The organism is Chryseobacterium sp. Bi04 (genome assembly GCF_918698085.1).
Taxonomy (GTDB): Bacteria; Bacteroidota; Bacteroidia; order Flavobacteriales; family Weeksellaceae; genus Chryseobacterium.
Genome location: NZ_CAKKLP010000017.1, coordinates 78,687 through 84,849, shown reverse-complemented (window position 1 = coordinate 84,849; position 6,163 = coordinate 78,687). Strand labels below are relative to the sequence as shown.

Annotated in this window: 8 protein-coding genes; 2 read left to right on the top strand and 6 right to left on the bottom strand. The window is 37.4% G+C overall.

What is annotated here, in order from left to right:
• Positions 1 to 107: 107 nt before the first annotated feature.
• Genes LQV47_RS20475 through LQV47_RS20465 form a run of 3 tightly spaced genes read right to left on the bottom strand, consistent with a single transcriptional unit; the run spans position 108 to position 1,996 of the window.
• Positions 108 to 830, bottom strand: coding sequence for an alpha/beta hydrolase (locus LQV47_RS20475; RefSeq protein ID WP_230040985.1), 723 nt, complete (start codon positions 828 to 830; stop codon positions 108 to 110).
• 22 nt (positions 831 to 852) lie between these two features.
• Complete coding sequence (locus LQV47_RS20470; RefSeq protein ID WP_230040984.1) at positions 853 to 1,236, bottom strand: DUF3037 domain-containing protein; 384 nt, start codon at positions 1,234 to 1,236, stop codon at positions 853 to 855.
• The gene (locus tag LQV47_RS20465; RefSeq protein ID WP_230040983.1) at positions 1,223 to 1,996 is read right to left on the bottom strand and encodes a HipA family kinase; all 774 of its coding nucleotides are present in this window, start codon (positions 1,994 to 1,996) and stop codon (positions 1,223 to 1,225) included. Before LQV47_RS20465 ends, LQV47_RS20470 begins: the two co-directional genes overlap by 14 nt.
• A gap of 99 nt (positions 1,997 to 2,095) precedes the next feature.
• On the opposite strand from LQV47_RS20465, the gene LQV47_RS20460 reads away from it, so the two are divergent.
• Both LQV47_RS20460 and LQV47_RS20455 read left to right on the top strand, forming a co-directional pair.
• Positions 2,096 to 2,905: an alpha/beta fold hydrolase gene (locus LQV47_RS20460; RefSeq protein ID WP_354961355.1), complete on the top strand. Its 810-nt coding sequence runs from the start codon at positions 2,096 to 2,098 to the stop codon at positions 2,903 to 2,905.
• A gap of 67 nt (positions 2,906 to 2,972) precedes the next feature.
• On the top strand, positions 2,973 to 3,488 hold the full coding sequence (locus LQV47_RS20455) for a hypothetical protein (protein ID WP_230040981.1): 516 nt from the start codon (positions 2,973 to 2,975) through the stop codon (positions 3,486 to 3,488).
• A gap of 56 nt (positions 3,489 to 3,544) precedes the next feature.
• On the opposite strand, the gene LQV47_RS20450 is transcribed toward LQV47_RS20455, so the two are convergent.
• From LQV47_RS20450 to fahA, 3 genes are all read right to left on the bottom strand, one after another.
• The gene (locus LQV47_RS20450) at positions 3,545 to 4,369 is read right to left on the bottom strand and encodes a flavin reductase family protein (protein ID WP_230040980.1); all 825 of its coding nucleotides are present in this window, start codon (positions 4,367 to 4,369) and stop codon (positions 3,545 to 3,547) included.
• 61 nt (positions 4,370 to 4,430) lie between these two features.
• Positions 4,431 to 4,838, bottom strand: a complete 408-nt coding sequence (locus LQV47_RS20445) for a GxxExxY protein (protein ID WP_230040979.1) — start codon at positions 4,836 to 4,838, stop codon at positions 4,431 to 4,433.
• A gap of 31 nt (positions 4,839 to 4,869) precedes the next feature.
• The gene (gene fahA / locus LQV47_RS20440; protein ID WP_230040978.1) at positions 4,870 to 6,117 is read right to left on the bottom strand and encodes a fumarylacetoacetase; all 1,248 of its coding nucleotides are present in this window, start codon (positions 6,115 to 6,117) and stop codon (positions 4,870 to 4,872) included.
• Positions 6,118 to 6,163: the final 46 nt, after the last annotated feature.

The following is a 6,163-nucleotide window of genomic DNA, read 5'->3' as shown; positions in this document are numbered from 1 at the left end:
GTAAAAAGAGTAAAGGGATTAACATTCCGAACGGTCTTGAAGACTAATGACAAATTGTAACCTTATTCTTTACTCTCTTTTCCTTATTCATTCCTAAAATTAATATTTTACAAACATAGGATGACAATTTTTTTTGAAATCCTTCCAATCATGGAAACCGGAATAACTCCCAGCCTGGTATGAAAAAGTTTGTTCAGATCAGCAGGACCATAATGATCTACAACATAATTTACCTTGGCTGAATAGGATGAAAGATCCGGGCTTCCTAAAAAAGTATTATCCGGAGTATAAGCAGCGAGAAGAGAAAGGTGTGCTCCCGCTGAAGCGCCAAATAGGCCAATATTATGGGGGTCAAAATTATATTCTTCTGCATTCTTTCTTACCCATCTTATGGCATCTTTGGTGTCATCCAGTGGAAGAGGAAAATGAGTGCTTTCATTCAGCAGTGTATAATTGATACTGATAACAGCATATTGCTTTGCCATCAGTTTTACAATCGTATTTTCCAGATAATTGTCAGTATAGACAACTTTATCACCTTCAATCCATCCACCTCCGTGAACGTAGATTAATACCGGAAGCTTATCAATAGATGCATTCTTTGGAGTATAAAGGTCCAAAGTCACAGGTGTTCCCTTTTTACCGGTTTTGTAAACTATATTCTCGGAAACTGTGGCTATTTCAGGAAGTAGGGTGCTTTTTATCCGTGCAGCCTTGGTTGGGGCTTGTGAAAATGACTGTGAAAAAATTAAAGGAGAAGAACTTAAAAGCAAAACAAAAAACAGGTTCGTAAAAAACCTGTAAATTGATATGTTATTCGTTAATTTCATAGTAAACTTTTTTGAAGAAGTGTTATTTTACTAACTCCTCAAAAAGTTTACCAAAAGTAGTATCCAGATCTTTTGATTTTCCGGGATGAGGTCTTGAAGTTTGAACAACAGCACTTCGTACAGCCGTTAGCCAGCGAAAGCGTTCGGGGATGTCAAGCAGAGCAATAGGACCTCCTTCTTTATTTCCTTCAGCAATTTTCTGAAAGCTTTCCAGGTTCTGAATGATATCCTCATAATCCAGTTTACTGTGCATCAGCTTAAACTTATCAGGGCACAAATGGAATGCTACGCGGATAAATTTTTCTTTTTTTGAAAACATGACGAGCCCAATATTGAAAAATTCCTCTCTTTCAACTTTCGGTACTAAGCGTATTACCGCATATTCATATATTTTATCCTCTTGCATTTTTGGCTTCGTTTACAAAGATTTGAGAATTTTCTAATCTGGTTTTCATAAACTGAAAATAGATCTCACGGATTTCATCGGGTGTTTCATCAGCGTCATTCCAATGTAACCAGTCTTCAGGGATTGCGTTGACAATTTCTCTGAAAAGGGCGTCATTTAATATGCTGTGGGCAAACTGGTCAGCTTCATCCAGTTTTTTTGCTTTCGGAAGCAATACATGGTCTTTCACATATTTGAATGGTGTTTTTGCTGCTGTATCGAAATTCTGCCATGAATGGTGGAAATAGAATGAGGCTCCGTTGTCAATTATCCAGAGTTCTTTATTCCACATCAGCATGTTGGTATTTTTAAAAGTACGGTCAATATTGGTAATAAAAGCATCCAGCCAAACAATTTTTGAAGCCAGAAGAGGGTCTACAGATACTCCCGGATCATAGGTAATAGATCCTGAAAGATAATGCAGTCCCAGATTTAGGCCTTCAGAAAATTTGAGCAGATCCTGGATCTCTTCATCAGCTTCTGTTCTGCCAAAGTCTGCATCAAGATTTACAAAAACGAGTTCAGGAATTTTGAGCCCTAAAGCTTCCGTAATTTTGCCTCCCAACAATTCAGAAATCAGCATCTTAACTCCATGGCCTGCGCCCCGGAATTTTAAAACATATTTGAAATCATCATCAGCTTCTGCCAGAGCAGGTAGTGAACCTCCCTCTCTTAGTGGCAGAATGTAACGCGTGACGGTTACCGTTCTTAAATTCTGCATGCCGCAAAAATAAGGTTATTTTTTAATAGTTTTTTTCATAATTTCGATTAAAATTAATTGTCTTACTGTATGGATCTTACTATCAAAAAGAATATACATTTGGAAAATACTGAAACAAGAAGTTTTCTTGCGGATGCTTTTTACATAAATGCCGAAAAGAAACTTCCGTTAGTGATATTTGTTCATGGCTATAAAGGCTATAAGGATTGGGGAGCATGGGATCTAATGGCTGAAAAGTTTGCTAAAGCTGGCTTTTTCTTTGTGAAATTCAACTTTTCTCACAATGGAACAACAGTTGAGGATCCTCATAATTTTGCCGATCTGGAGGCATTTGGAAATAATAATTACTCCAAGGAACTTTCCGATCTTGGTGTGGTAATTGATCATTTTATCAAAGAGCCCCAGGTGGATGCTCAGAAAATAATTCTGATTGGACACAGCAGAGGAGGCGGAATTTCTATTATTAAAACATTTGAAGATGAAAGGATCAATGGACTTATTACCCTGGCCAGTGTAGATACCCTGGAACGTTTTCCTAACGGTGAAGCATTAGAGAGCTGGAAGCAACAAGGAGTTTATTATGCATTGAATGGACGTACAAAGCAGGAAATGCCTCATTATTACCAGTTTTATGAAGATTTTGAGCAAAATGTACTTCGTTTTGATGTGGAAAGAGCCACAGAAATGGCTAAAGTTCATATGTTGATTATTCATGGCACTCAGGATGAAGCCATAGAGGTAAAACAGGCAGAGCATCTTCACCTGCTCCATCCGAATTCTGAACTGTTTCTTATGGAAAACGCCAATCATACCTTCGGAGCTAAAGAACCCTGGACAGAGAATGGCTTGCCAAAAGATCTGAATACTGCAGTGGAAAAATGTATTGAATTTATAAAAGAAAAAATGTAATACGCTCAATATCATAAATAATATATCATAAATCCCGTTATGATACTAACCACCATATAAATTAATTATGAAAAAACTTATTGCAGGCGCCTTCGCCTTATCATTATTGACAGCAGCTGTTTCTTGTAAAAAAGAAACTAAAACAGAATCTTCAGTAAGCAGAGATACTTTAGCGACCGTAATGCCTAAAGATTCTACAGGAGTTCCAAAGACAGACTCAGTAGCTGCACCTTCACAGGCTACTACTCCTACGGACAATATTATTACTAAAAATGTTGGTAAATATCCACATGATATTAAATTATTTGAAGACAAAAACCTGACCGAAAGATTGAAAAAAGTTGTAGGACCTCAATACGATGAAATGGTAAAATTCTTTAATGTGGAAAGCCCTATTGTTTCAGAGAACGGAATCTATAAACTGAACGGTTGTAAGCAACATGACTGTCCGGGATATTCTACCTCCATCTATTATGATGCAAAAAATGATAACCTGAATGTGGCGATTGATAAAAACGGAAAAGTAAGCGATTTTGCCGAAAAAGGAAAAATAACGGTTTCAGAAACATTGAAAGCAAAATAAAGAGAAGAAGAATCTTCTTTTCTCTAAATAAAAAAGCCTGAAATCTCAGGCTTTCTTTATTTTATCGTTAGTAATATCCAGGCTTCTTCCACCTTACTTTTCAATAATAGCTTCTGTGCTTCCTCATGAATATTTTCATCTGCATGAAAGTCTCCTGCGGGCAATATTTCTACATTGGCAAGCATTCCAAGGTCATTTCCTGTGAAAACCTTACTGTATTTAACAGGCTCAGGCAGCTGATCAAAGCCGATACCCTTTGTGACAAGAGGTTTTGGTACTTCAAAAAGACTGTTTTCATTGCTTCGGGAATACCAGTTGCCTCCCAGGCGGGCTACCATATCGAGTTTTTTCTGATCCAGATTTCCGGCTTCGTTCAGGTACTCTTCTCTGATATGAATCTTCTGAACTTCGCATATCACAAGATTTCCAGCTCCTCCCTGATCACCCAAAGATTTTACTTCTAAAACCTTGCATTCAAAATTAACCGGACATTCTTCAATCAACTTAGGCTTTACCAAATCAGCATCTCTCATAGTGAGCCCTGATTTTATAAACTCATTGACTCCCGTTTCATATTCTGTAGAAGCTAAAGAAATCTGCTGAACAATTGGAAAGTTTACCGTTCCAATCACCACTTCCTGAACTTCAAGAACATTTTCCAGAGTATGTTTAGTCGTGTTATCACGCACTCTCCTCGATGGTGAGAAAATCAAGATCGGAGGAACAGTACTGAACATATTGAAAAAGCTGAATGGTGATAAATTGACCGTACCGTTTTTATCTACCGTAGAAGCTAATGCAATCGGGCGCGGTGACACAGCAGTCTGCATGATGGTTTGCAGCTGTACGGAGGTTATTTCAGAGGGTATTACTGTTTTCATATTTTTATTTAACCACAAAAGACACAAAAGTTTTAAGTAAAATAGCTTTAATTTTTAAAGTTTAAAAAAGCATATCATAATATTGATTCACAAAAGTTTCCTGTCCTTCATGATAGATGTTTTTTACATTAAAATTGATCAGAATGCCTTTGGGTTTCTTCATTAAGTTGATATAGTTTAGAAGTTGAGCTCGATGAATTTCGTTTAATTTTACGACTGACTTTAATTCTACCACAATTAAATCTTCAATTAGAAAATCACAAAAGAAATCACAATTAATTTCTTTTCCTTTATAGTGTACAGGAACTTTCAGTTCAGATTTGAAATTAATATTTCTTAACCTGAACTCTTCCTCCAGGCACTTATGATATACACTTTCCAGTAAACCGGCGCCTAGAATTTTGTGAACTTCTATGCAGGCGCCGTTTATCTTATAAGTCAGATCTGTTAAATATGATTGTGTAACCATAAATTCTTTTGTGACTTTTGTGGTTAAAAATTTAAAGCGTTGGGATAATTTTACCAGAAACTTCACCAAAGCCTACTCTTATACCATCTTTCTCAGCCCATGCTTTCATGGTAACGGTATCATTGTCTTCAATGAATTTTCTTTCTTCACCGTTGCTTAATGATAAAGGATTTTGCCCTCTCCATGTCAATTCGAGCATAGAACCGAAAGATTTTGGATCGCTCCCTGAGATGGTACCACTGGCATACAGATCACCTACCTCCACGTTGCATCCGTTTACGGTGTGGTGAGCCAGCTGTTGTGTCATATTCCAGTACATGTGCTTGTAATTGCTTTCACTGATCAGGTTTTGCTCCCCATTTTCAGGCTGGATATAGACTTCAAGATTAATATCGTAGTTTTTGTCTCCTTCAAATTTTAAATAGTCTAAGACCTCAGGATCTTGTGTAGGAGAAGCTGTTCTGAATGGTTCTAGCGCTTCAAGGGTAACTACCCATGGTGAAATAGATGAACCGAAGTTTTTAGCAAGGAAAGGCCCTAGCGGCACATACTCCCAAGACTGGATGTCTCTTGCAGACCAGTCGTTGAAAACTACCATTCCAAAAATAGCATCTTCAGCGTCTTTTGTAGAAATGCTTTCTCCCATCTCTGTATTTTTGTTGATGATGAAGGCCATTTCCAGTTCAAAATCCAATTGTTTACAAGGGCCAAAAACAGGCTTTTCCACATCTGCAGGCTTCATCTGACCTTTAGGGCGGTTAATATCCGTTCCGGAAATTACGATAGAAGAGGCTCTTCCATGATAACCTACCGGTAAGTGTTTCCAGTTTGGCAATAAAGCATTGGCGGGATCACGGAACATTTTTCCTACATTGGTAGCATGTTCAATGCTGCTGTAGAAATCCGTATAGTTCGGAATGTGCAGTGGCATCATCATTTTCACTTTGTCAAGATCATAAAATGCTTCTTCAATGGTTTTCTGGTCTTTTGAAAGAGCAGAACCTTCCTGTAATAAGGTTTGGATTTTTGTACGAACAGCATTGGTCACCGGTTTGCCCAGTTCAATAAATTCGTTGATGGTGTATGCTTCAAAAACATTGTCGTCCAATCCTTCAATATCTTCAAAATACCCAAGATCATATAAGGTTGCCAGATCAATAACCTGATCTCCGATCCTTGTACAGCATCCGATGTATTCTTTATTAAAAACTGCGACTCCGAAAGGGATATTATGTATAGAAAAATCCGAATTTGAGGAATAGTCTACAAATGATTTCATAAGTTTAGATTTAAGTTAGATTAAAATACTATCCTGGGAAACTGCT

What these genes read in the sequence shown, in the direction of transcription:
- LQV47_RS20475 (WP_230040985.1), bottom strand. Translation starts at nt 830, where the DNA reads ATGAAATTAACGAATAACATATCAATTTACAGGTTTTTTACGAACCTG.
- LQV47_RS20450 (WP_230040980.1), bottom strand. Translation starts at nt 4,369, where the DNA reads ATGAAAACAGTAATACCCTCTGAAATAACCTCCGTACAGCTGCAAACC.
- LQV47_RS20455 (WP_230040981.1), top strand. Translation starts at nt 2,973, where the DNA reads ATGAAAAAACTTATTGCAGGCGCCTTCGCCTTATCATTATTGACAGCA.
- LQV47_RS20470 (WP_230040984.1), bottom strand. Translation starts at nt 1,236, where the DNA reads ATGCAAGAGGATAAAATATATGAATATGCGGTAATACGCTTAGTACCG.
- LQV47_RS20465 (WP_230040983.1), bottom strand. Translation starts at nt 1,996, where the DNA reads ATGCAGAATTTAAGAACGGTAACCGTCACGCGTTACATTCTGCCACTA.
- fahA (WP_230040978.1), bottom strand. Translation starts at nt 6,117, where the DNA reads ATGAAATCATTTGTAGACTATTCCTCAAATTCGGATTTTTCTATACAT.
- LQV47_RS20445 (WP_230040979.1), bottom strand. Translation starts at nt 4,838, where the DNA reads ATGGTTACACAATCATATTTAACAGATCTGACTTATAAGATAAACGGC.